The organism is Nocardia sp. NPDC060259 (assembly GCF_042728775.1).
Taxonomy (GTDB): Bacteria; Actinomycetota; Actinomycetes; order Mycobacteriales; family Mycobacteriaceae; genus Nocardia.
In genome coordinates, this window is sequence record NZ_JBHXAY010000036.1 from 1 (window position 1) to 21,062 (window position 21,062).

A 21,062-nucleotide genomic window follows, 5' to 3' on the forward strand; every position below is an offset into this window, starting at 1 on the left:
AATTTACAAGAACACGACGCAATACTATTTGTGTGTGTGTCTCGTGGGCTCGTTTATGTGTATAAGAGACCGGATGTGTGTGGTTCTGGTGGGCTAGGATATGTTTATAAGAGACAGTCCCCGGCCCCGATCGAGTCGGGGCCGGGGCGCGGTAGGTGGTCAGCCGGTGAAGGCGTACGGCTGGCGGATCTTGCGGGCGAATTCGACGATATTGGTGACGGTGCTCCCGGACACGCCGACCTCGGCGCCGATGCTGCGGGCCGACCACGACTGATCGGTGAGCTCGAGGATTTCCTCGATCTGATCGAGCGTCAGACGCAGGGGACTGCGGTGGGCGATCTGGCGGGCCAGTGCGCGGACCTCGGTGTCGTCGTCGAAGTCGTAGGCGTCGTCGGCGAGGTCGTCTTCGTCGTCGAGGTCCGGTTCGATCGGTTCGGGGGACTCCACCGGCACCCGCTCGCTCGCGTGGCTCATGCCCTCGGCACTCGCCGCCCCGACCTCCGTGCGCTGCTTCTTCGGGGTAGCGGTCGGTCCGGGCTCGGTGAGCCGCTGTTCCGGGGCAGCCGCAGACTCGGGGTCTGTGAAGTGCTGTTTCGCGTCGGGCGTCGGCTCAGAACCCGGGACCTGCTGCTTCGCGGCGCGTGTCGGCTCGAGGTCCGGGCTGTGCCGTTTCGGAGCAGGTGCCGGAGTGGTGCGCAGCTGCGCGGGAGCGGGCTCGAGTTCGGCGGTGAGGGTGAGCTGTTCGGGCTCGTCGGCCGGGGGGTGTGGATCGTTGTGCACCACTACCGAATCGGTGGGTGCCGCGGTGTCGCCGTTGCGGTCACGGGCGACGGTGCCGGCGTGCGCCGTCGCCTCGGGAACCGGGTCGGTACCGGTGGCTTCGCCGGCAGTCGCCTGCGCGGCGGCGGTGACCGGTATTCGCCGCAGGGTCGGGGTGGCACCGTTGACGCGGGCGTGGTCGGTGCCGTTGCGACGATGATCGGCTGCGGCCTTGTGGATCAGCTCGAGAGTGCCGGGCGCGGTCGACTTGTCGGTGGACGGGCGGCGGACGCCGTGGGTCGGCTGGCTCGATCCGGTCGCAGTCTCCGGCTGGGAAGACGGCGAGCTGACCTGTGCTGCAAGGGGTTCCGGGGACGCGGTCTGCGACTCGGAGCTGTTTCCGACTGCTTCGGGAGCGGACGGTGCGGGCACGTGTGTCGGCATCGCGGTGGCGATGTGCTCAGCTGCCGGGCGGACGGGTGTCTTCGCTGCGAGATCAGCGGATCGAGCATCGAATTCACCTGCAGGCGCGGCCGTCGGAGCATCGAATTCATTTGCGGGCGAGCCGGCTTCACGCGACGTAACCCGTTCGCTGCTTGCGGCGACCTCGGTGCGCACATCGGTGAACTCGGTGCGCACATCGCCGATCTCCGACTGTCCCGTATGACGCGGCGCCGCGACGGGTACCGCTGCCCCGGTCTCCGCTGTTGCCGGGTCGGCCTGCGCCACAGGCTGTTCCGGGGTGGCGGCCTGCACAGCGGTGGCCTGCATAGTTGGGGCTGTCGGCTGCATGACCGACGACCCACCCAAGCCCGCAATGCTGTTCGTGCCGACAAGCCGACCAGCTTCGATCTCGGCTCCGGCAAGCCCCGTGACCGAAGCCCGCGCCTCCGACACGACCCGCTCGACAGGGGAGTAGCTCGCATCCCCGGGCAGTTCCACCGAGGCACTTTCGATCAACAGCGCATACCGCGCCGACACCCACGCATGCAACCAGATCACCACCCCCACCATCACCGGCGCGATCGAGTATTCGGCCGCGCGGCCGAAGGACCCGGCGGCCAGGTGCGGACCGGCGTTCAATGCCACGGTGGTACCGAGCAAGGCCAGCTCGAACACCAGCACCTTGCCACGCTCGAGCTCGCGTCCCCACCTGGCGGCGGTGGTGGCGGCGACCATGATGGTGATGATCGGGATCGAGATCATCGCCTCGATGCCGAAGCTGAGCCAGTACAGCGGATCGCTCATGTCACCACTGGGCACGAGGTTGTGCTGCACATTGACCCCGGCCCACACCATCCCGAGGACGACGACACCGATCAGCGCCCGCGAGGACCACTCCGCCCGCCGGTACAGCTGGGCGAGCCGGGCATCGGCGCTCGACACCCGCCGCCGCGCGGCCAATGCCTTGCGATGCCAGCGCGCGTCGGCTTCGTCGGTCCGGCGGATCAGTCTGCCGGTACGCCGGTCACGCTGTTCGGCGGCGAGTTCGTCGGCGACGGCGCGGCGCCGCTGTTTGCGTCGTTGCGCGCGAATCCATTCGGCGAGCTCCCGTTCGGCCCGGATCTCGGAGTCGGAGAGTGCGTCGTAGAGCGCCGTGTCGTGCTGGAGCGGGAGCTTGCCGCGCGCGGTCGCGACCTGCTGTGCGAGTGCCGTGATCTCGGTGTTCGGCGAGCTGACGGCATCCTCCATCGACCGATCGTCGGACATCTGGCGCCTTCCGGTCACTCGAACATATGGACTATCGAACATATGTGTGATTGCCAGAGAGCGTAAACGCCGTCCGCGCCGCGGTCAACGACAAGCGGGCCTCGGCGGTGGAATCAGGACAGGGTGCGCTTCTCGTACTTGCCGCGCACGGAGGATCCGGCGACCGCGGCGACCTGGTCGGGTACGGCGCGGCGCAGCACGATATCGCGGAGCCGTTGCGGCAGCAGCCCGGCGAGGTGGGTCAGCGGGCCGACATAGCCGGGAATGGACACCTCGAAACGCGGTCGTTCGACCACGGCGAGCACCGCCCGCGCGACATCGGCGGGTTGCAGGAGTTTCGCAGCGCCCGTTGCCGTTCCGGCGGCGAGCTCGGTATCGACAACGCCGGGCATGATCACCGAGAGGTCGACACCGGTGCCCCGAAGTTCTTCCCGCACACCGGTCAGATAACCAAGCACGCCGTGTTTGGTTGCGGCATAAGTGGATTCACCGGGAGGGGAGAGTCGCGACGCCGCGGACGCGATGGTGACGATATGCCCGCGCCCACGTGTGCGCATCCCCGGCGCGGTCAGCCGCACCCCGCGGATCACCCCGTGCAGATTCACCGCGATCATCCGGGCCGTCGCGGTATCGGGTTCGGTGTCGAACGCGCCGACCCACATCACTCCCGCATTGTTGACGAGCACATCGATAGGCCCGAGTAATGCCTCGGTCGTGGCGAGGAAATTGTGGAACGACCGCTCATCGGTGACATCGAGTTCGCAACCGTGCACGGTGCCGGGAAGCTCCATCGCCGTCGTGCGCGCCGTCGTGCCGGACAGATCGCCGATGCAGACGCGAGCACCCGCGACGGCGAACTGCCGGGCGATCTCGCGCCCGATGCCCGCGGCGCCGCCGGTCACCGCGACGACCAGTCCGGCGTGGATGCGTTTCATCGGCGAAGCCCTTCGTACCAGCGGGAATGTCGCTTCTGACATGGCATCATGTCAGAAATTGTGGCCTAGTATTCCACGCAGTCGCACAGAAGGACAGACTTCGATGACAGACCAGTCCGCCGATCGCCCGGCGGGTCGGCGGTACTCGGGACGTACCCCCGCGGAGCGAATCCGACACCGCCGTACCGCGCTGCTGGACGCGGCGCTCGAACTGTTCGGCACCCAGGGCTACGCGGCAGGCTCGGTGAAACAGCTGTGCGGCATCGCCGGCCTCACCGAACGCTATTTCTACGAATCGTTCCGCGACCGCGAGGCCTGCCTGGCCGCCCTCTACGACGAGACGACCGCGGGCCTGCGCGACCGCACCCAGACCGCGCTGCGCACGGCAGGCCCCGACCTCGACGACGTGATCACCGCGGGCCTTGCCGCGTTCATCGGCTATCTCACCGAAGACCCGCGCCGAGCCAGGGTCGTGCTGATCGAGGTGGTCGGCGTCTCCGCACGCATGGAGCAGCGCCGACACGGCGAGCTTCGCGACTACGCCGAACTGGTGGCGGGCCTGTGGGCCACCGCCCGCGCCCAGCCGCTCCCCGAACGCAGCCGCCTGACCTGCGTCACCATCGTCGGCGGCGTCAACCACCTACTCGTCGACTGGCTGATGGACAACCGCAGCACCCACCCCGACGACCTGGTCTCGGTCTGCGCGGGCGTCTTCGCCGCCGTCCGCGCCACCGACCCGGCCCTGGCGACCGACCGCTGACTCAGCGCAGCGCCGTGTGCCAGACGATGGCCGCGGCGAGTGCGCCCGCGCCGTTGAGCGACCAGTGCAGGGCGATCGGGGCGAGCAGGCTGCCGCTGCGTCTGCGCAGCCAGGTGAAGACGACGCCCGCGGCGGCGGTCGCGGCGACGGCGAGGGTGATGCCGATGATCTGGCCGACGAGTCCGCCGCCGACGATGCCGGTCAGGCCCTTGTTGCCGCTGGTCAGGCCGAGCGAGGACGCGATGTGCCAGAAACCGAACAGCAGCGATCCGGCCGCGAAGAGCCCGCGGACGCCGAGCACCCGGTCGAGGGTGCCGTGCAGGACGCCGCGGAAGGCGAGTTCTTCGGGGATCACGGTCTGCAGCGGGATGACGATCATCGACGCGATCAGCGCGCCGGAGATCGTGGCGTAGCGGTCGGCGAGGAAGAAGGGCCGGGTGATCGGCAGGATCGCGCCGATCGCGACGGCGGTGAGCACGATGCCGACAGCGCCGAGCGCGTAGACCGTTCCTCGTCGCCAGTGCCGTGGGGAGAGCCCGAGTTCGGCCCAGCCGAGACCGCGCTTGCGCATCAGCGCCAGCAGCGCGAACGCCGCGACCGGCACGATGACGATATTGGCCCACGCGGTGGTGAAATGCGCGATCAGATTGGTTCCGGCCAGCACGACGACGACCACGGCGATATCGACATAGGCGTGCAGCTTGGGCCGGGGATCGGCGACAGTGGTGTGTTCGGGCACCCGACCGAGTGTACGGAAGTATTACGGAATGGAAACGGTCCGGTGCGCGCAGGTCAGCGGCCGATTCAGGGGGGAAACCCACGCCGACCGGCGCTGTGGAACACCGACCAAGATCACCGCGCTGTGAGCTAGTCGACAGCCGATCCGGACCATCCGGACAGATCCGTCCATGCCTGGAGACTGCGCCGCGTCTCGAATCGCCGCGGCTGCCCGCTGATCGGGTCGGTGAATTCCAGTGAGGCGGCCAGCAGTTGCAACGGCCGGGTGTAATCGTCGACGGATTTGTCGGTGATCGCCGGATAGAAATCGTCGCCAAGAATCGGCACGCCGAGGCTGTTCATATGCAGGCGCAGCTGATGGGTCCGGCCGGTGTGCGGCCGCAGCCGGTAGCGGCCGAGTCCGTCGCGGTGCTCGACGAGTTCCACCTCGGTCTCGGCATTGGGCTCGCCGTCCACCTCCTGCGCGGCGAGCACCTGCTTCTCCTTGATGATCCGGCTGCGCACGGTCCGCGGCAGCTCCAGCGCCGGATCGTAGGGCGCGACGGCCTCGTACTCCTTGCGCACGGTCCGGCGATGGAACATCGTCTGATACGCCCCACGCGCCGCCGGGTTCACCACGAACAGCACCAGCCCGGCGGTCACCCGATCCAGCCGATGCGCCGGGATCAGATCCGGCAGGTCGAGTTCACGGCGAAGGCGCACCAGGGCGGTCTGCAGAATGTGCCGGCCGCGCGGGATCGTCGCCAGGAAGTGCGGTTTGTCGACGACCAGGATGTCGTCGTCGCGATGGACGATCCCGATCTCGAACGGCACCTCCTTCTCGACCGGCAGGTCCCGGTGGAACCACACCGCCCCGCCCGGCACGAACGGCGCGTCCGGCGCCAGCGGCCCCACCAGATCGACGATCTCGCCCGCCCGCAACATCTCGTCGATGCGCGCCGGATCGACCCGCGGCAGCCGCTCGACGAGGTGGTCACGCACCGTCGTCCAGTGCCCGTCCTCCGGGAGCCGGAGCCGGGCTGGATCTAGGCCGTGCCGCTTGGGCAGCGGCGGCTGCTGCCTGCGTCGCATGGAAACAGTCTCTATCGGCGGGTGACGACGCGAGTTCGCGGCCCCTCGAGTCAGGCCGTGCGCTCGGCCAGCCCCGGGTAGTCGACGATCAGACCGGCCTCGTCGTAGCCCAGCCTGGCGCGGTAGTCGAAGGCGGGCGCGCTGTAGTCATAGCGCTGACCCGCCTCGGCGGTGATCCGGCGATAGTGCTGTGGCAGCCGGGTCACCGCGAGGTCGGCGGCGCGCACGTACACGGCCGGTGCGTCCGCCGCGTCGCCGATCGCCAGATGCAACCGGTGCACCGGCAGCGCGTTGGTGAACGCCGACGCCTCCAGATCGACATCGAGACACCCGTCGAGTTCGGGGGAGTGCACCCCGTCGACCTGCCAGCGCCCGAGCCCGTCGGACTGCAGCGTGAGCGAGCGCCGGGCGTCGGGATAGCGACCGGTGATCCGCGCCGACCGCGTATGCCAGCTGCCGTCGACCCGGAGCCGATAGTCGATCGCCCAGGCGAGGCCGTCCTCGACCGCGGTCGCGCACCCTTCGACGAAAAGCCCGCGATCATCGTCGCGGAAATAGGTCACTTCGAATCCGATGCGCGCCTCGCGATGGAGCCAGGCGGCCGAGGATGGCAGCGGAGTGAACACGAGAAAACGTTAACCGGCCCGCTGATCGAGCACCATCAATTTCGCTTCGACAAGGGTATGCCGAGCCCGCCTGCGCACCCGGCACAGATCGACGCTGCATTCGAGATGAATCTGCATGGCCCGGTGCGCTTGATCGGGTGTCAGGTTTCCCGGATCGGCCTGGCAGTCCGCAATCGCCGAAATTATTGACGTGACAAACATTTTCGCTCTCCCGCCGCGCTCAAAGATTTAGAGGTAGAGAGGAAATTACGCCCGGAATGTCGAATTGCCGAGGGGGTTGACTGGCAGTTCACACAAGCTTCCCCGGTCGGCCACGACCGATCAACTTAGGCTAACCTACCCTTGGCACGTTTGCCGTGGACTGGTCGAGAGGGCGAGAAGTGATGACGGTGCAGGTAGCGCCGCCGCCGGGGGCGGAGTCGGGCAACCGGCCACCCAAGGCGGCCGCGAAAGCGCAGAAACAACAGGAAGCGCAGGCGCGCAAGGAGATTCTGGCACCGGTGTCGGGGATGCTGACGATGGCGAGCCTGCTCGTCGCCGTCGCCTCGGTCTGCACCGTCGTGCCGTTCCTGCTGATCGTGGCCGCCTGCCGGGAACTGCTGGAAACCCCGGTGGACACCGATCGGGTGTGGTGGCTGTTCGGCGCGGCGGTGGCGGTGCTGATCGTGCGCGCCCTGCTGCAGGCGGTGGCGCTGACCTGGTCGCACGCCGTCGACGCCGGCTACCAGCTGACCCTGCGCAGGCTGCTCGCCGACAAACTGACCCGGGTGCCGCTCGGCTGGTTCGGTGAACGCAGCTCCGGCGAGGTCAAGACGTATCTGCGCGACGACGTGGAGGCACTGCACTACCTCGTGGCCCATGCCCGGCTGGAGTTCGTCGGCGCGCTGGTGGTCCCGCTGGTCACCCTCGGCTACCTGTTCACCGTCGACTGGCGGCTCACCCTGGTGCTGCTGATCCCGCTGATCGCCTACTTCGTCCTGTTCGGCAAGATCATGGATCGCGACGGCCGCGATCGCCTCGCCGTCTACACCCGCTGGGAACGGCGTACCTCCGAGGCCACCATCGAATTCGTCGACGGCATCCAGGTCGTGCGGGCGTTCGGTCAGGCGGGCAAGGCGCACACCGAGTTCCAGAACGCGGTCGACGGTCAGGTGCAGGCGGCGCATCGGATGAAGATGCCGATCATCCGCGTGCAGTCGGCCTCCGACATCGTCGTCATGCCGGTCTTCGTCATGCTGATCATGGTCGTCGGCGGGCTGGCTTTCGTCGGCCTCGACTGGCTGAACCCCCTGGACCTGCTGCCGTTCCTGCTGGTCGGCCTTGGTATCGGTAGTTCGCTGCTCGGCCTCGGCTACGGTTCGCAGGCGCTGCGGGCCGGTGGCGCCGCGGCGCTGCGCCTGCATGAACTGCAGCAGACCCCGGAGCTGGATACCGCGCCGACGACGAGCACCGGCCCGGCGAGCCAAGCCGGTGTCGTCCGCTTCGACGGCGTCGAATTCGCCTACCGCACCGGCCATGACGTGCTGCGCGGGGTCGATCTCGAACTGCACCCCGGCACGATCACCGCGCTGGTCGGCCCGAGCGGCTCCGGCAAGTCGACCCTGGCCAAACTGCTGCCCCGCTTCTACGACGTCGGCGCGGGCCGGATCACCATCGACGGCCGCGATATTCGCGAGTTCACCAGCGAGGATCTCTACCGCACCGTCGGATTCGTGTTCCAGGATGTGCGCCTGATCCGCGGCTCGATCCGGGAGAACCTGCTGCTCGCGCGCCCGGACGCCGACGACGCCGCCATCGAACGGGCGAGCAGGGCCGCCCAGATCCACGACCGGATCATGGCGCTGCCGCGCGGCTACGACTCCGAGATCGGCGTCGACGCGTCGCTGTCCGGCGGTGAGGCGCAGCGGTTGTCGATCGCTCGCGCGCTGCTGGCCGATACCCCGGTGCTCGTCCTCGACGAGGCCACCGCCTTCGCCGACCCCGAATCCGAGGCGGCGGTCCAGGACGCGCTGGCCGCGCTCGTCGCGGGCCGCACCGTGCTGGTGATCGCGCACCGGCTGCACACCATCACCGGCGTCGACCGAATCCTGGTGCTGGAGAACGGAACGCTCGTCGAGCAGGGCACGCATGCCGAGTTGCATACCGCCGGTGGGCTGTATCAGCGGCTGTGGGAGATCAACGAGGCCGCGCTCGGCACGCTCGCCCTGGTGGAGGAAACACGATGATTCGCAAGGTTTTCCGCCTCGTTCCCGCGGAGTTCGCTCCGCTGATCCCGCGCTTGCTCGCCGCCATCGTGGTGCAGGCGCTGTGCCAGGCCATCGCGTATCTGCTGCTGGTTCCGGTGCTGGAAGCGCTGTTCGGTGACGACCTGAGCGGCGCCTGGCTGTGGGCGCTCGGCATGGCCGCGGCCGTGGCCGGTGTGGTCGTCTTCGGTTACCTGCAGGCCGTCATCGGCCTGCGGATCGGTCTCGGCATGCAGCGTGGTCTGCAGACCCGGCTCGGCGATCAGCTCAACGCGTTGCCGCTCGGCTGGTTCGAGGACCGCGACGCGGGCCCGCTCTCGCGGGTCATGGTCGAGCAGGTCCGCGAGATGCAGGGCCTGATCGCCTACCTGCTCACCAAGGTGCTCACCGGCATCATCGTGCCGCTGGTCGTCGCGATCGGGATGCTGTTCATCGACTGGCGGATCGGGCTGGCCATGCTGCTCGCCGCGCCGGTGCTCTACCTGGTCAACAATCTCGCCAACCGCGCCTACACCGGCGCCGACGCGCGCCTGCACACCGCCGCGGCCGAAGCCGATTCGCGGGTGGTGGAATTCGCGCAGGCACAGCCGGTGCTGCGCGCGTTCGGCGCGGTCGGCGCCGGCAACAAGGCACTCGACGCCGCGCTGGTCGGTCAGCGCTCGGCGGTGCGGAAGATGATGGTCGCGACCGTGCCAGGTCTGATCGTCTTCGCGCTGTTCGTGCAGGCGGTGTTCCTGGTGCTGGCCTACATCGCGGTGGTCCAGGTGACCGACGGCTCGATCTCCGCCGCCGCGGCGATCGCGCTGATCGCGGTGAGCTCGCGCTTCATCGAGCCGGTGAACCAGGCCGCTCAGCTGGGCGCCGCCCTGCGTTCGGCCGCCGCGGCCGCCGACCGGATCACCGATCTGCTGGCCGAGAAGCCGCTGCCGACGCCCACCGAACCGGTGACCCCCGGTGCGCCCGCCGTGGTCTTCGACGAGGTCAGCTTCGGCTACCGCGCCGGCGAACCCGTGCTGTCGGACCTGACCTTCACCGTCCCCGCGGGCACCACCACCGCCATCGTCGGACCCAGCGGCGCCGGCAAGACCACCCTGCTGCGGCTGGCCGCCCGCTTCTACGACGTGGACTCCGGCGCGGTCTCGGTCGGCGAACACGATGTGCGCGAACAGCCTTCGGACACCCTGCTCGACCAGCTCTCGCTGGTCTTCCAGAACGTCTACCTGTTCAACCGCTCGGTCGCCGACAACATCCGCATCGGCAAGCCCGACGCCACCGACGCCGAACTCGAGCGCGCTGCCGTCGCCGCCAGGGTCGACGAGATCGTCGACCGGCTGCCCGACGGTTTCGACACCGCGGTCGGTGAGGGCGGCGCGTCGCTGTCCGGCGGTGAACGCCAGCGCGTGTCGATCGCGCGTGCCCTGCTCAAGGACGCCCCGATCGTCCTGCTCGACGAGGCGACCAGCGCGCTCGACCCGCACAGCGAGGCCGTCGTTGTCCGTGGCATCCACGAACTGACCAGGGACAAGACGGTTCTCGTCGTGGCGCACCGGCTCTCGACCATCGCCCACGCCGACCAGATCCTGTTCCTGGACCAGGGCCGCATCGCTGAACGCGGCACCCATCAGGAACTGCTGGATCTGGACGGCCGCTACGCCGCGTTCTGGAACGAACGCGAGCGCGCGACCGGCTGGCGACTCGAGACCGTCTCCGCCTGACCCGCAACGAATGGTCCGGCTCGCCAGCACGGCGAGGCGGACCTTTCGTGTTTCAGAAGCCGCGCAGGCGATCCGGGGTGATGTGGATAGTGACCGAGTAGGTCTGGTAGAACTCGGCCTCCGACATCTTGATCTCGGCGAAGCCCTGGGTGTACTTGCGCGAATAGTCGGCGACCACGTCCTCGCTCACCGCCTCGCCGATCCGGGCGGTGCCGGTGAACACGACCACCTCGCCACCGGAGGCGGTGCTGTTGAAGTTCAGCGAGACCCGCGGGTTACGCGCGAGATGCCGCAGGCGCTTCGCCGTCGACTCGGTATAGATCAGGAAGGTTCCCTCCTGCCACAGGAACCACACGGGGTTCGGCTGCGGGGTATCGCCCGCGCCGATCGTGGTCAGCCAGATGACGTGCTCGTCGGCCAGCCGCTTGGCGACCGTGGCACCGAAGGGTGTGCTTTCATCGAGAACGGACACGGGCGTACTCCTCGCGAGTGGTGGTTTCCGTACTGCGTTCCGCCGTCCACCTTGACCGAAATCGCTTCCGCGCGCCACCCGCCTCGCTACCGGCGCACCGGGCCGCCCGTCACCCCGGAATGGCCGGTCGCGGCGGCGTCGACCTCGCCGTGTCTGCCCAGCAGGAACGGCGTCAGAATGTCGTTGGTGGCGCGTTGGGTATTCGCCGCGCCCCTGGACCCGCCGATCATCCTGGTGACCACGAAACGCACCGGGGCGGCGAGGAATTGGGGGACATCGGTGAAGCTGTAGTGGTCGGCCTCGCTGAACTCGTACCGGAAACCGTTCGCCTGCAACCGTTCCAGGAGACCGCGGTTACCGTCGAGGTAGCGCTGGGAGTGGCCGGTCTCGGCATGATCGCTCTCCAGCAACAGGACCGGCCGGTTCAGCGCGCGCTCGGGAAGGTCGCCGTAGAGGGTGCCGTCGAGATTCGCCGCGGCGGTGAACCGTTGGTCGGCCGACAGGGCAGCCAGTGCGGCGGCGCCGCCGAGGGAATGGCCGATCACCGTGAGATGCGCGGGGTCGACCCTGTTCTCGATGGGGCCGAGGATTTCCGGGCGAGCCAGCTGGTCGAGGACGAATCGCAGGTCGGCAGTGCGGGTTTCGACGCGTTCGGTCATGAATCGGATGGCGTCGGGGTCGTCGGCGGAGATGTTCTCGACGGTCGTGGCGATGGTGCCGTCGGCGAGCTCGGTCACGGCCGATTCGTAGGGATGGTCGACGGCGAGGACGATGAAACCGCGGCTGGCGAGGTCGGCGATCAGTCCGGAGTAGAAGGCGCGCGGCGCACCATAGCCGGGGGAGAACAGCACCACCGGCCAGCGGTCCCTGGCCGGTGACACCGGAACATCGGCCGTCGCGTTGGTGTCGATGCTGACATCCGACAGCAAGAACCCCGGAATCCCGGATACTCGCGACGGCAGCTGGTCGCGCCCGTCGAGATACACCCACTGCCGTCCGGACTCGATCTCGGTCGGATACCACGCCTGGACAACGACATTGCGCCGATCGTCGGCCGCGGTCGCCGGTTCGGGCCGCTGCTCGTCGACCCACCGGAAGATCTCCGACCCGACCGCGTAGGGGCCGGTGGGTTCAGGCAGTTCCGGGGAGGGCGGAACCGCCCACGGCAGGATCGACACCACGGCAACCACGCCGATCCCAGCGCGGAACCACACCCGGCGGCGGGTCCCGGCCGCATCGGTCACCACGAACGCGAACATCGCCACGATCAGCAGGTACAGCGGCCACCAGTGCCGATAGCCTTCGAGTACCCACAGCAGCAGACTGCCGATGATCAGCACCGGCAGGGCGAACGGCGCCACCCGCCTGCCGATCCGGGGCGCCGCGACCAGCGCGATCGCCAGCGCCACGGTGGAAACCAGCAATACGGCATCGATGACAGACACGGGCGCTCGATTCGACCTGATCGGCTCGGGAGTTCCCGACTTGCCCGATCAGCTTGCCGCAGTATCGACTACGCCCGCATCAGCCGTGAGGACCGATCGCCGTCAGCCTGGGGGATGACTCCCGGCCTTACTTCCAGTAAGCCTGCGACTTGACCGCGGTCTTGGGCAGCGCGTGCTGGCCCTTGAGGGTCTTCACGATCGAGCGGGTGGTCTGCCCGCAGCAGGCGACCCACGCGAACGCGTCCGCGGCGCAGTTCATCTCCTGCGCGGCCTCGCGCATCAGGCGGCCGTCGTCGACGCGCTGCAGCCAGGTGAGCTGGTGGTGCGGCTTGTTGCGCACCGGGATGGTCTGGTCGGACTCGTACTGCCATTCCAGCCACACCCGGGCCGGGGTATCGCCGATGGCGTCGAGCAGCGAGTTGATGGCGGGCAGCGAGGCGGTGTCGCCGAAGACGACGTACTCGCTGGGATTCTGTTCCGGCAGCTGGAAGTCCGAGCCGAGCACGGTGACGTCGAGGAGGTCGCCCGGCTCGGCGCGCAGCGCCCAGTCGGCGGCCGGGCCGTTGTGCAGCGCGAAGTCGATGCTGGCGGTGTCGGCCTCCGGGTTCGGGTCGACGAGGGTGTAGCCGCGGTGGTGCAGCTTGTCGCTCTCGGCGTCCGGAATCCACAGGCGGACCCACTGGGTGGGGTGCACCGGGTGGTCGGCGAGCAGACCACCCATGGTGAAGCCGATCCGCACGAACTTGTCGGTGATCTGCTCGTTGGATGTCACCGTCAGCTTGTAGTCGGCGCCGCCCCAGGCCTTGGTAATCAGGCCGTTCAATCCCTTACCCATGCCGTTAGGTTAGCCTAAGGTCACTTGTTTGTCTGCATGGACACACCGGGCCTCGCTGGCCAGCTAAGGTAAGCCTATGCAAATATGAGGATCGTGTCCGGGCAGTCGCCCTGCGGACGATCCCGGCGCGATATGCGTGAGAGAGTGGAGAACGAACCGGTGGAAACCCTCCTGGTAGTCGGAGCGGGGCCGAAAGCCCTTGCGGTGGCAGCGAAATCGCACGTCCTGCGCACGCTCGGCCTGCCCGCGCCGCGCGTTGTCGTCGTCGAGTCGCACGCGGTCGGCGGCAACTGGCTGCCCAGCGGCGGCTGGACCGACGGCCAGCACCGGCTCGGCACCAGCCCCGAAAAGGACATCGGCTTCCCGTATCACTCCACCTGGGCGCGCGGGCGCAACCGCGACATCGACCAGGCGATGTCCGCGTTCAGCTGGACCTCGTTCCTGATCGAGCACGGCACCTACGCCGAGTGGATCGACCGCGGCAGGCCCAGCCCGCAGCATCACGTGTGGGCCAAGTACCTGCAGTGGGTCGCCAAGTCCATCGACCTCGAGCTCGTGCTCGGCCGGGTCGAGCAGATTCGCCACGGCGGCAACGCCGTCGGTGACCAGTGGCAGGTCGGCGTCGTCGACGCCGACGGCCACCGCACCGAGCTCACCGCCGACGGCCTGATGATCACCGGCCCCGGCCGCAGCAGCCGCGCGCTCGCCGAACACCCGCGCGTGCTCAGCATCGCCGAATTCTGGGACCTCGCTGGCAAGCGCAGCCTCCCGGCCGCCTCCCGCGCCGCGGTGATCGGCGGCGGCGAGACCGCGGGCTCGGCGCTGGACGAACTGGTCCGCCACGAGATGCTCACCATCTCGGTGATCTCGCCGATGGCGACGCTCTACACCCGCGGCGAGAGCTTCTTCGAGAACTCGCTGTTCAGTGACCCGGTGAAGTGGAACGCGCTGAGCATCCAGGAACGCCGCGACGTCATCCGGCGCACCGACCGCGGCGTGTTCTCGGTGCGCGTGCAGGAAAGCCTGCTCGGCGACAACCGGGTGCACCATCTGCAGGGCCGGGTCACCAAGATCGCGCCGCATGGCGAGTCGTTGTCGCTGACCCTGACCAATGAGCTGCGCGCCGACCAGGTGCACAACTTCGACCTGGTCGTCGACGCCACCGGCGGTCAGCCGCTGTGGTTCCTCGACATGTTCGACCAGCAGACCGCCGACCTGCTCGAGCTCGCCGTGGGCGGCCCACTGACCCAGCAGCGCATCGAGTCCGCGATCGGCTACGACCTGGCCGTCACCGGACTGGCGGGCAAGCTGTTCCTGCCGAACATGGCCGCGATGGCCCAGGGCCCCGGGTTCCCCAATCTCAGCTGCCTCGGCGAACTCTCGGACCGCGTGCTGCGCACCGAGCCCGCCAGGGCGCGTGCCGGCGCGAGTCACCTCGCCGCGCGCTGAGGTACCGAACCAAGAACAGCCCCGCGCCGGAAGGCGCGGGGCTGTTGTCGTCGTCGGCTCAGGCGCGGGCGACCGGCATGTCGTCGGGGGTGCGCGGCGCCGCGTAGAGCGCGATGCGGCGGTCGTGGCGCACGTCGAATTCGTCGACCCGGTGGAAGCCCGCCTTGGTGAGGCTGCGGCAGATGGCCTGGTTGCGGTGGTCGGGATCGCCCATGACGCGGCGGCATTCGGGGTTCGCGGCGAAGACCGCGGTGACCATCGTGGCGATCCAGCCGGTCATGATGCCCTTGCCGATCACGGCCGGGTCGGCGGTGGCGATGTGGAAGCCGATGTCACCGGGCGCCGAGTCGTAGAGGCGGCCGATCTCGTCCTTGGCGGCGCGGTAGAACTCGAGGTAGGCGATGTCGCGGGTGCCGAGTTCCGGCTGACCGAGCACCGCGAAATCGAGGCTGAGAATGCACGGGCGGGAATAGGTTCCGGCCAGCTGTGCCTGGAAATCGGCGCGGCGGCGATCGGCGTCCCAGTCCTGCTCCCACGACTCGAGCAGGTGCGGGCGGGCCATCCACTCGGCGAGCAGTTCGGGATCGGTGCCGTCCGGGTCGGCTACGCGCAGGGCGAAGGGCGCCGCGAAGACGGGCAGCTCCGGTGCCGGTGCGGCGGCCACCTCGGCGGGCAGATCGGTCTGCTCGCGGGGTAGCGCGTAGGAAGTCCCGGCGGGGTTCATCTGCTAGGTGCTCCGTTCAATCGTAATCTTGGTCACCTCGATGGGTAAGGCTAGCCTATACTAATGCCTTGGTGTTACTGTTGCCCGACCGATCGCCCGGTGGTTGCCAGTCCATGGCCGAACCGGGTCGGTCTCGGGTGCAACAGGATTCGCCCCGGTCCCGGACGACTGTGTCGGGCCGGTCCGTGCCTCGGCACGGAGTTGGACAGTGTGAAACGGCGGCGCGACCCCTGCGCGGCCGGTTAGGGAGAGCGACATGGCAAGAGAACTCGGCTGGATCAGGCAATTCCAGGCCCCCCGGACCGATTCCCTACCGCCGCTGATCGTCTTCCCGCACGCGGGCGCCGGCGCATCGGCCTATCGGGTGTTCGCCAAGCGTATGGGTCAGGATTTCGACACCGTCATCATGCAGTACCCCGGCCGTCAGGACCGGGCGCGTGAGGCCGCCGCCGAGACCCTGCCCGAGCTGGCCGCAGGCGCTTTCGCGGCCTTCCGTGACTCCACCCACGACACCGGCGCTCCGCTGACCGTCTTCGGTCACAGCATGGGTTCCATCGCCGCCTTCGAATTCGTCCGGCTGGCCGAGGCCGCCGGGTTGTCCGTTCGTTTGCTGGTGGTCTCTGCGGCGGCCGCGCCGCACCGGATCGCCGAGCTCCCCGGACATCCCACCGAGGACGAGGAATTGCTCGACCACATGGCCGCTCTCAACGGCACCGGCGCCGACGTGATGGCCAGCCGCGAGGTCATGCGGATGGCCCTGCCGGTCCTCAAGGCCGACTACCGCGCCTTCGACGCCTACTCCTGCGGCACCGACGTCCAGGTCGCCGCGCCCCTGCTGGTCCTCGGCGGCGACGACGATCCGTTCGTCGGCCCGCGTGACCTCTACGCCTGGGAGACCAGCACCAGCGCCGAGATCGAGGTGAACCTGTTCGCGGGTGGCCACTTCTACATCGACGAGAACATCGACGGCATCGCCGAGGTACTCGCCGGTCAGGCGCTGGCCCGATGAGCACCGTGACCGATCCCATCGTCATCGTCGGCATGGGCATCGAGGCGCCCGGCGGCATCGACACCCTGCCCGGGTTCTGGTCGGCGCTGGCCACCGGCCGTGAGCTGATCGGCCCGTTCCCGCGCGATCGCGAATGGCCGCTCGACGAGCTGTTCGCCCTCGGCAGGCTCGACGGCTGGGCCCCGGTGCGCGACGCGGGCGGCTTCCTCGACGGCGCCACCGAGTTCGACGCCCAGTTCTTCGGCATCACCCCGCGCGAAGCGGTCGCCATGGACCCGCAGCAGCGGGTGGCCATGCGGGTGGCGTGGCGCGCGCTCGAGCACGCGGGCATCAATCCCGGTGCGCTCGACGGTGATTCGGCCGGTGTGTGGATGGGCGTCTCGACGGTCGAGTACGGGCCCCGGGTCGGGGGCGTCAACGAGTACAGCGGCTACCGGGCCACCGGCACCGCGCTCGGCGCGGTCGCGGGCCGCATCTCGCACGGGCTCGGCCTGGTCGGCCCGTCGATCAGTGTGGACACCGCGTGCGCTTCGTCGCTGACCGCCGTGCACCAGGCCGCCTCGGCGATCCGTGCGGGCGAATGCGACTGGGCGCTGGCCGGCGGCGTGTGCGTGATGGGCTCGCCCGGCGCGTTCTACGAGTTCTCCAAGAACAACGCCCTGGCCACCGACGGCCACTGCCGTTCCTACGCCGCCGACCCGACCGGAACCCTGTGGGGCGAAGGCGCGGGTGTCATTGTGCTGGAACGGGAATCGCGGGCCAAGGCGCTCGGGCACCGCATCTACGGACAGCTGCTCGGTTCGCGGGTCAACCACAACGGCGCGGGCGCGCCGATCGCGGTCCCCAGCGCGACGGCCCAGCAGCGGCTCATCGAGGCCACCGTCGCCGCGGCCGGGATCAGCGCGAACGACATCGGCCTGATCGAAGGCCACGGCACCGGCACCGCCGTCGGTGATCCGCTCGAATTGACCGCGCTGGCAGCCACTTACGGCGCCCCGGAGCGCGGCGACGACGGACCGCTGCTCGGCTCGGTGAAGTCCAACGCGGGCCACGCCCAGGCCGCCTCGGGCATGCTCGGGCTGATCAAGGTGCTGCTGTGCGGCGCCAACGGCGTGATCGCGCCGAGCCTGTGGGCCGACGCCCCGACCACCGATATCGACTGGGACGCGACCAGTCTGCGGCTCGCCGCCGAACTCACCGACTGGGCGCCGCGCGCGGACGGCCTGCGCTATGCCGCGGTGTCCTCGTTCGGTGTCGCGGGAACCAATGCGCACGCCATCGTCGGCCTGCCGGTGCTGGAGGAGACCAACCATGGCTGAGTACCGTCTGCCCGACGGCTCCGTTCCCGTCCTGCTGTCCTCCGACAGCGTCGACGGGCTGCGGGCCGAAGCCGCTGCCCTGCGCGGCTACGTCGAGTCCCGTCCCGAGGTGACTCCGGAACGCCTGGCGGACACGCTGTTCCGCACCCGGGTGGCCCGTCGCCGTCGCGCCCTGGTGCTGGCACCGCCGTCGACGGCCGACGCCGCCGCGGCGCGCACCGACCTGCTGGCCGCGCTCGACGCGATCGCCACCGACACCGACCACCCGTCGGTGGTCCGGGGCGACACTCCCGCCAGCGCCCGCCGCATCGGCTTCGTCTTCCCCGGTCAGGGCAGTCAGCGCCCCGGCATGGGCGCGGTGTTCTACGAGCTGTCGGCCGCCTACCGCGCCGTCGTCGACGAGTGCGCCGCCATCCACGCCGAACGGTTCGGGCACTCCAAGCCGCTGCACTATCTGCTCGGCCACGAGGGGCAGTACGAGGACACGGTGTGGGAAGTGCAGCCCGCGTTGATGTTCCACATGACGGGCCTGGCCGCGGTGTGGCGGGCGGCGGGTGTGCAACCGCACGCGACCATCGGCCACAGCCAGGGCGAGCTCGCCGCGGGCGCGGTGTCCGGCGTGATGACACTGCGTGATTCGGTGCTCGCGGTGACGCATCGCGCCGTGCTCGCGGACCGGCTGTCCCCGCGCGGCTATTCGATGGCGGTCTTCGGGATGGACCGCGAGAGCGTGGAAGCGCTGATGGCGCGGAACTCGGGATGGGCCGAGCTCGCGGTCGTCAACTCGCCGCACATCATCGCCATCTCCGGTGAGCGCGGCGCCGTCGTCGAGCTGGTGGCCGCGGCCACCGAGCGCGGCCAGTTCGCCAGGGAGATCCGGGTCGCCTTCCCCGCGCACACCTCCATCGTCGCCGAGGTGCGGACCGATTTCGAAGGCTTCCTCGGTGACGAGATGAGCACCCCGAACTTCGCCGCGTCCGAGATCCCCTGCTATGGCGCGACACTGGGCGAAATGATCACGCCCGATCTCAAGCAGGAGGAGTACTGGTTCTGGAACCTGCGCAACCGCGTCCGGTTCGACCGCGCCGTGGTCAGCGCGGGCAGTGACGGCGTCGACCTGATGATCGAGGTCGCCGAGCATCCGGTGCTGCAACTGGCCCTGCAGGAGAATTTGAGTCTGGTCCCGAACCGTCCCGGCCTGCCTCCGCGCGATTTCCGCGTGCTCGGCACCTCGCTGCGCACCGCGGACGGACTCTCGGAGTTCACCCGCAACCTGGCCCAGGTCGCCGTCCTCGACGCCGACTACCGCTGGGACGCATTGCGTGTCGACGACTCCGTCAGCCTCCCGCTGCGCGACTTCCCGCACACGATCACCGCACCCAAGCGGCTCTGGGCGCCGCTCGGCGCACACGAGACTCCGGCCGAACTCGTGGTCACCACGCCGAAACCGCAACGGCTGGTGGAACAGTGGACTCCGCTGCAGCGCCGGTCGCTCACCGCACCGCGCAGCCTGCTCCTCGTCGACCCGACGGGCGACTGCGCCGAGCTGGCCGCCGCGCTGGTCACCGCTGCCGACCGCCACGGCGCCGACGCGCGCGTTCTCGTGCCGGGTACGCAGGCGAATAGCGCGAGCGCGCCGGGTGCGCAGGCCAACGGCGCGAGTGCGCCGAGTGCTCTAGCGAACGGCCGGGCAGCGTTCGACGGCACCCCGGATGGCCATTCGGCTACCGACGAGCCCGCTGCCGACACCGTGATCATCTTGCTCCCGCCGACCGCCGCCGACGACAGCGCCTGTGCGATCGACGCGCTCACGGAGTTCTTCGCCGAACGCGCTTGGGCCCCCGCGCTATCCGCGCTCCGCCCCGGCGGCGAGTGCTGGCTGCTGACCGTCGGCGGTGAGACCGTGCACGACGGCGATCCGGCCCCCGGACTGTTCCAGTCGGGCGTCACCGCCGGATTCCGCAGCGTCGGAATCGAACACCCCGGCATCCTGTTCCGGCATCTCGATCTCGCCGCGGACGAACCCGCGTCCGCGCAGGCCGCCAAGATCGTCGGCGCCGTGCACTCCACGGGCGAGGCCGAGCTGGCGCTGCGGTCGGGCAAGGTGTTCGTGAAGCGCCTGGTTCCGGATACCGTCGTCGAAACGGGTGCGCTGGGAACCGATCTCGATCATGTGGTCATCGTCGGCGGCACCGGCCAGCTGGGTCTGCGCTTCACCGACCACCTGGCGCGCACCGGCGCCGGTCGCGTCACCCTGCTCAGCCGCAGCGGCGAAACCGAGTCGCTGGCAGGCGAACTGACTCGCCTGCGTGGTCTCGGCAGCACCGAGATCGTGGTGCGGGCGTGCGACGTCAGCGATGCCGATGCGGCCGCCGCCTTCGGTGCCGAGATTGCCGACCGCCCGGTCGACCTGGTGATCCACGCCGCCGTCAACTACGTCGACGCCGAACTCGACCAGATCACCGCCGACGACGTCCACACCGCCGCCAGCGCCAAACTGCGCGGCCTGGACAACCTCGTCGACGCCGCACCGCTGGCGGGCGACGCGCGCGTCCTGCTGTGCTCGTCCATGGCGGCGACCCTGGGTGGCCGCGGCCAGATCCTGTACGCGGTGACCAACCGCATGCTCGACGTCGCCGCCCGCAGGCTGCGCGCCCGTGGCATCGCCGCGGCCAGCCTGCAGTGGGGCCTGTGGAGCGTGGCCGGTCCGCTCGACGACGCCGGTTTCGCCCGCGTGGAAGAGGCCGGCGTGTACCCGATGGTTCCGGCCGACGCGATCGAAGCCGGGCTCGCCGAGCCCGCCCGCGACGGCATGATCATCGCCGCCGACTGGGACTTCCTGCGCGAGGTGCTCGGCGCCTTCGGTCAGTCCAGCGTGCTCACCGGTTTGGAGTCCAGTGCGCCTGTGCAGCAGGCGGGTTCGGTGGCCAAGGCCTCCCCGCAGTCCACTGTCGATGCCACGCCGACCGTGAGCGTGGCACCGGCGAGCGCACCGGCCGACAGCACCCCGCTCGACCTGCGCATGCGCACCGAACTGCTCAAGGTGATCGGCGGCGACAGCGCCGAATCCATCGACGCCACCATGCCGTTGGTCGCCCTCGGCCTCGACTCGTTGCAGGCCTTGGACTTCCGCAAGCGGGTCAAGGCGGAACTGGATCGCGATCTGCCGGTCGCGGCGATTCTCGGCGGCGCGTCGCTCGACGATGTCGTGCTGCTGATGGCACAGAACACCAACCAGGGCTGAGGGGCCGA

16 protein-coding genes are annotated in these 21,062 nt (G+C 69.2%); 7 read left to right on the forward strand and 9 right to left on the reverse strand.

The annotated features are described in order from the left end of the window. Positions 1-159: 159 nt before the first annotated feature. Together ACFWF2_RS15750 and ACFWF2_RS15755 are read right to left on the reverse strand one after the other, a co-directional pair. Positions 160-2,469 carry a hypothetical protein gene (locus ACFWF2_RS15750; RefSeq protein WP_379308147.1) on the reverse strand — a complete coding sequence of 770 codons (2,310 nt, stop codon included), beginning with the start codon at positions 2,467-2,469 and terminating at the stop codon, positions 160-162. 113 nt (positions 2,470-2,582) lie between these two features. Further along, positions 2,583-3,404, reverse strand: coding sequence for an SDR family oxidoreductase (locus ACFWF2_RS15755; protein WP_379308148.1), 822 nt, complete (start codon positions 3,402-3,404; stop codon positions 2,583-2,585). A gap of 103 nt (positions 3,405-3,507) precedes the next feature. On the opposite strand from ACFWF2_RS15755, the gene ACFWF2_RS15760 reads away from it, so the two are divergent. Continuing rightward, positions 3,508-4,164: a TetR/AcrR family transcriptional regulator gene (locus tag ACFWF2_RS15760; RefSeq protein WP_379308149.1), complete on the forward strand. Its 657-nt coding sequence runs from the start codon at positions 3,508-3,510 to the stop codon at positions 4,162-4,164. 1 nt (position 4,165) lies between these two features. Here the strand turns inward: ACFWF2_RS15760 and ACFWF2_RS15765 are convergent, their stop codons facing one another. The 3 genes from ACFWF2_RS15765 to ACFWF2_RS15775 all read right to left on the reverse strand — a co-directional run bounded on the left by ACFWF2_RS15765 (position 4,166) and on the right by ACFWF2_RS15775 (position 6,599). After that, positions 4,166-4,903 carry a type II CAAX prenyl endopeptidase Rce1 family protein gene (locus ACFWF2_RS15765; protein WP_379308150.1) on the reverse strand — a complete coding sequence of 246 codons (738 nt, stop codon included), beginning with the start codon at positions 4,901-4,903 and terminating at the stop codon, positions 4,166-4,168. A 128-nt stretch (positions 4,904-5,031) separates the two neighbouring features. Then, positions 5,032-5,973, reverse strand: coding sequence for an RluA family pseudouridine synthase (locus ACFWF2_RS15770; protein ID WP_379308151.1), 942 nt, complete (start codon positions 5,971-5,973; stop codon positions 5,032-5,034). Between the two features lie 50 nt (positions 5,974-6,023). After that, entirely contained in the window at positions 6,024-6,599 is a 576-nt protein-coding gene (locus ACFWF2_RS15775; protein ID WP_379308152.1) for a putative glycolipid-binding domain-containing protein, read from the reverse strand. 383 nt (positions 6,600-6,982) lie between these two features. On the opposite strand from ACFWF2_RS15775, the gene ACFWF2_RS15780 reads away from it, so the two are divergent. Together ACFWF2_RS15780 and ACFWF2_RS15785 are read left to right on the forward strand one after the other, a co-directional pair. Next, positions 6,983-8,824, forward strand: a complete 1,842-nt coding sequence (locus ACFWF2_RS15780; RefSeq protein ID WP_379308153.1) for an ABC transporter ATP-binding protein — start codon at positions 6,983-6,985, stop codon at positions 8,822-8,824. After that, a complete protein-coding gene (locus ACFWF2_RS15785; protein WP_379308154.1) occupies positions 8,821-10,557 on the forward strand; it encodes an ABC transporter ATP-binding protein in 1,737 nt (578 codons plus the stop codon). The genes ACFWF2_RS15780 and ACFWF2_RS15785 overlap by 4 nt, the downstream gene beginning before the upstream one ends. Before the next feature lie 52 nt (positions 10,558-10,609). On the opposite strand, the gene ACFWF2_RS15790 is transcribed toward ACFWF2_RS15785, so the two are convergent. The 3 genes from ACFWF2_RS15790 to ACFWF2_RS15800 all read right to left on the reverse strand — a co-directional run bounded on the left by ACFWF2_RS15790 (position 10,610) and on the right by ACFWF2_RS15800 (position 13,309). Then, positions 10,610-11,029 (reverse strand): TIGR03667 family PPOX class F420-dependent oxidoreductase, encoded by a 420-nt coding sequence (locus ACFWF2_RS15790; protein WP_379308155.1) that lies wholly within the window; start codon positions 11,027-11,029, stop codon positions 10,610-10,612. Positions 11,030-11,115: 86 nt separating this feature from the next. Continuing rightward, positions 11,116-12,474, reverse strand: coding sequence for an alpha/beta hydrolase family protein (locus ACFWF2_RS15795; protein ID WP_379308156.1), 1,359 nt, complete (start codon positions 12,472-12,474; stop codon positions 11,116-11,118). Between the two features lie 127 nt (positions 12,475-12,601). Next, on the reverse strand, positions 12,602-13,309 hold the full coding sequence (locus ACFWF2_RS15800) for a siderophore-interacting protein (protein WP_379308157.1): 708 nt from the start codon (positions 13,307-13,309) through the stop codon (positions 12,602-12,604). Positions 13,310-13,441: 132 nt separating this feature from the next. Here ACFWF2_RS15800 and ACFWF2_RS15805 point away from each other — a divergent pair, with 132 nt between their 5' ends. Beyond that, on the forward strand, positions 13,442-14,758 hold the full coding sequence (locus ACFWF2_RS15805; protein ID WP_379308158.1) for a SidA/IucD/PvdA family monooxygenase: 1,317 nt from the start codon (positions 13,442-13,444) through the stop codon (positions 14,756-14,758). A gap of 58 nt (positions 14,759-14,816) precedes the next feature. Here ACFWF2_RS15805 and ACFWF2_RS15810 read toward each other — a convergent pair whose 3' ends face one another. Then, on the reverse strand, positions 14,817-15,482 hold the full coding sequence (locus tag ACFWF2_RS15810; protein WP_379308159.1) for a GNAT family N-acetyltransferase: 666 nt from the start codon (positions 15,480-15,482) through the stop codon (positions 14,817-14,819). A 256-nt stretch (positions 15,483-15,738) separates the two neighbouring features. Here ACFWF2_RS15810 and ACFWF2_RS15815 point away from each other — a divergent pair, with 256 nt between their 5' ends. The 3 genes from ACFWF2_RS15815 to nbtC are packed head-to-tail and all read left to right on the forward strand — an operon-like array spanning position 15,739 to position 21,054. Further along, positions 15,739-16,491, forward strand: coding sequence for a thioesterase II family protein (locus ACFWF2_RS15815; RefSeq protein WP_379308160.1), 753 nt, complete (start codon positions 15,739-15,741; stop codon positions 16,489-16,491). Then, entirely contained in the window at positions 16,488-17,810 is a 1,323-nt protein-coding gene (locus ACFWF2_RS15820; RefSeq protein WP_379308161.1) for a polyketide synthase, read from the forward strand. The genes ACFWF2_RS15815 and ACFWF2_RS15820 overlap by 4 nt, the downstream gene beginning before the upstream one ends. Continuing rightward, positions 17,803-21,054, forward strand: a complete 3,252-nt coding sequence (gene nbtC, locus ACFWF2_RS15825) for a nocobactin polyketide synthase NbtC (RefSeq protein ID WP_379308162.1) — start codon at positions 17,803-17,805, stop codon at positions 21,052-21,054. Before ACFWF2_RS15820 ends, nbtC begins: the two co-directional genes overlap by 8 nt. The last annotated feature ends 8 nt before the right edge of the window (positions 21,055-21,062 follow it).

Excerpts from the sequence above, each read along its gene's own strand:
- ACFWF2_RS15750 (WP_379308147.1), bottom strand. The coding sequence starts at position 2,469 with ATGTCCGACGATCGGTCGATGGAGGATGCCGTCAGCTCGCCGAACACC.
- ACFWF2_RS15755 (WP_379308148.1), bottom strand. The coding sequence starts at position 3,404 with ATGAAACGCATCCACGCCGGACTGGTCGTCGCGGTGACCGGCGGCGCC.
- ACFWF2_RS15760 (WP_379308149.1), top strand. The coding sequence starts at position 3,508 with ATGACAGACCAGTCCGCCGATCGCCCGGCGGGTCGGCGGTACTCGGGA.
- ACFWF2_RS15770 (WP_379308151.1), bottom strand. The coding sequence starts at position 5,973 with ATGCGACGCAGGCAGCAGCCGCCGCTGCCCAAGCGGCACGGCCTAGAT.
- ACFWF2_RS15780 (WP_379308153.1), top strand. The coding sequence starts at position 6,983 with ATGACGGTGCAGGTAGCGCCGCCGCCGGGGGCGGAGTCGGGCAACCGG.
- ACFWF2_RS15785 (WP_379308154.1), top strand. The coding sequence starts at position 8,821 with ATGATTCGCAAGGTTTTCCGCCTCGTTCCCGCGGAGTTCGCTCCGCTG.
- ACFWF2_RS15800 (WP_379308157.1), bottom strand. The coding sequence starts at position 13,309 with ATGGGTAAGGGATTGAACGGCCTGATTACCAAGGCCTGGGGCGGCGCC.
- ACFWF2_RS15805 (WP_379308158.1), top strand. The coding sequence starts at position 13,442 with ATGCGTGAGAGAGTGGAGAACGAACCGGTGGAAACCCTCCTGGTAGTC.
- ACFWF2_RS15810 (WP_379308159.1), bottom strand. The coding sequence starts at position 15,482 with ATGAACCCCGCCGGGACTTCCTACGCGCTACCCCGCGAGCAGACCGAT.
- ACFWF2_RS15815 (WP_379308160.1), top strand. The coding sequence starts at position 15,739 with ATGGCAAGAGAACTCGGCTGGATCAGGCAATTCCAGGCCCCCCGGACC.
- ACFWF2_RS15820 (WP_379308161.1), top strand. The coding sequence starts at position 16,488 with ATGAGCACCGTGACCGATCCCATCGTCATCGTCGGCATGGGCATCGAG.
- nbtC (WP_379308162.1), top strand. The coding sequence starts at position 17,803 with ATGGCTGAGTACCGTCTGCCCGACGGCTCCGTTCCCGTCCTGCTGTCC.